This window comes from Xanthovirga aplysinae (assembly GCF_009711365.1).
Taxonomy (GTDB): Bacteria; Bacteroidota; Bacteroidia; order Cytophagales; family Cyclobacteriaceae; genus Xanthovirga; species Xanthovirga aplysinae.
In genome coordinates this window covers 1-2,130 of the sequence record NZ_SMMB01000528.1, presented here as the reverse complement: position 1 = coordinate 2,130, position 2,130 = coordinate 1, and the positions used below count along the sequence as shown (strand labels likewise).

Annotated in this window: 2 protein-coding genes; both read left to right on the top strand. The window is 41.8% G+C overall.

Annotation, left to right across the window (positions count from 1 at the left end; all coding sequences use genetic code 11):
• Window positions 1-32: 32 nt before the first annotated feature.
• Entirely contained in the window at window positions 33-830 is a 798-nt protein-coding gene (locus E1171_RS02385; protein WP_155203711.1) for a metal ABC transporter ATP-binding protein, read from the top strand.
• 3 nt (window positions 831-833) lie between these two features.
• Entirely contained in the window at window positions 834-2,120 is a 1,287-nt protein-coding gene (locus tag E1171_RS02380; RefSeq protein WP_155203709.1) for a metal ABC transporter permease, read from the top strand.
• The last annotated feature ends 10 nt before the right edge of the window (window positions 2,121-2,130 follow it).

Below are 2,130 nucleotides of genomic sequence, written 5' to 3'. Positions count from 1 at the left end.
AAAAAGATAAGTTCAACTAATCCTTGAATAAAATGACAAAAAAGGCTGATAATGACATTATTGAGGTACATGACGTAACAGTAACTTACAATAAAAAACCTGTTCTTTGGGGAATAGATTTGCACTTGCCCAAGGGTGCCTTGATTGGAGTAATCGGCCCTAATGGAGCAGGAAAATCAACCCTTATTAAATCAATAATGGGCCTTGTACCCTTAAGCAGCGGAGCCGTCAAACTTTTTAACCAACCATTAGAAAAAGTCAGAAAAAAAGTGAGTTATGTACCCCAAAGAGAATCCGTTGATTGGGATTTTCCTGCCTCCGCTTTAGATGTTGTGTTAATGGGTCGCTTTGGTAAGTTAGGCCTTTTTAAACGCCCACGAAAAGCGGATAAAGAAGTGGCTATGAATTCTCTGAGAAAAGTAGGAATGGAAGGTTTTGCTCATCGGCAAATTTCCCAGCTATCCGGAGGCCAGCAACAAAGGGTATTCCTAGCAAGGGCTTTAGCCCAGGAAGCAGAGCTTTACTTTATGGACGAGCCCTTTGCTGGTGTGGACGCCGCTACTGAAAAAGCCATCATAGCTTTACTGAGGGAAATGTCTGACAAGGGAAAAACAGTGGTAGTGGTCCATCATGACTTGCAAACCGCACAATCCTATTTTGATTGGGTTGTGTTACTTAATATGCGGTTAATAGCCTCAGGTCCAATTGAGGAAACCTTTAAACCTGAACTATTACAACAAACCTATGGAGGTAAACTTACTTTATTGGCAGAAGTGGGCGAACTTTTACAAAAAGAGGAGTTTCCCAGTCGAGAGAAAGATAATGAATAGCCCATGGATAGCCTGATTGAATTTTTTAGTTTTTCTGACCCTAATATACGGTACGTAGTAGCAGGATCTGTATTGTTGGCTGCCAGCGCAGCCATTGTAGGCAGCTTTACTTTTCTTAAGAAAAAAGCTCTTTCTGGAGATGCAGTGGCACATTCAGTTTTACCTGGAGTTTGCCTTGCATTTATACTTTCAGGCACCAAGAATCCATTTTATCTGGTGTTAGGAGCTTTTGCTACTGGTTGGCTTTCTTTAGTCTTTATCGACAATATTGTGGCTCGTTCGAAAATAAAAGAAGATACTGCGACCGGACTCATCCTTTCTGTCTTTTTTGGTGTAGGAATTTTATTACTTACCGCCATCCAGCATTCAGGAAATGCTGCCCAATCAGGACTGGATCAATTTCTTTTCGGAAAAGCAGCCTCTTTGGTAGGCAGCGATCTCATAGTTTTTAGCAGCATCAGCGTCATCCTTATTGCCTCGGTTATTCTGTTTTTTAAGGAATTCACCTTAATCGCTTTTGATGAAAACTTCGCAAAGGCCATAGGTTTTCCTGTCCGGGGCCTAGAGCTTTTATTAACTACCTTAACGGTTTTAGCCGTGGTGATAGGTATACAGGCTGTGGGAGTTGTATTAATGGCCGCCATGCTCATTACTCCTGCTGCAGCTGCACGATTTTGGACAGATAAACTACGGGTCATGGTCATTCTGGCCGCCTTCATCGGAGCTTTTTCCGGCATATGCGGAGCCTACATCTCCTATATTGCTCCAGCCATGCCCACAGGCCCATGGATTGTTATGGTGCTTTCCATTCTGGCTATTGGTTCATTTTTCCTGGCTCCTCGTAAAGGGATTATGTCCCGCTATTTGTTACAGCGGAAAAACCAAAACCAGATATTAGAAGAAAACCTCCTTAAACTTTTCTACAAAATGGGAGAAAAAGATCAGGATTACCTAAAAGAGCGATCTTTGAAAAGCATTCAGGAGAAAAGGCCCTACAGCTTTCGAAAAATAAAAAGAGGACTTCAACGACTCCTTCAACAAGGCTTTTTGGAAAGAAAAAAAGATAAGTGGCAATTAACCCTTGCCGGAAAAAGTAAGGGACAAAGAGTAGTAAAACTGCATCGCCTTTGGGAACTGTATCTTACCGAGAAAATGAATATTGCTCCGGATCATGTTCATGATGATGCAGAAACCATCGAACATATCATTACGCCGGAAATTGAACGTAAACTAGAGAAAAAATTGGGTTACCCAAAAACCGACCCCCACCAATCGGATATTCCTTATTAAAGGATGAGGG

Coding starts and splice junctions, on each gene's coding strand:
- E1171_RS02385 (WP_155203711.1), top strand. CDS start 33: ATGACAAAAAAGGCTGATAATGACATTATTGAGGTACATGACGTAACA.
- E1171_RS02380 (WP_155203709.1), top strand. CDS start 834: ATGGATAGCCTGATTGAATTTTTTAGTTTTTCTGACCCTAATATACGG.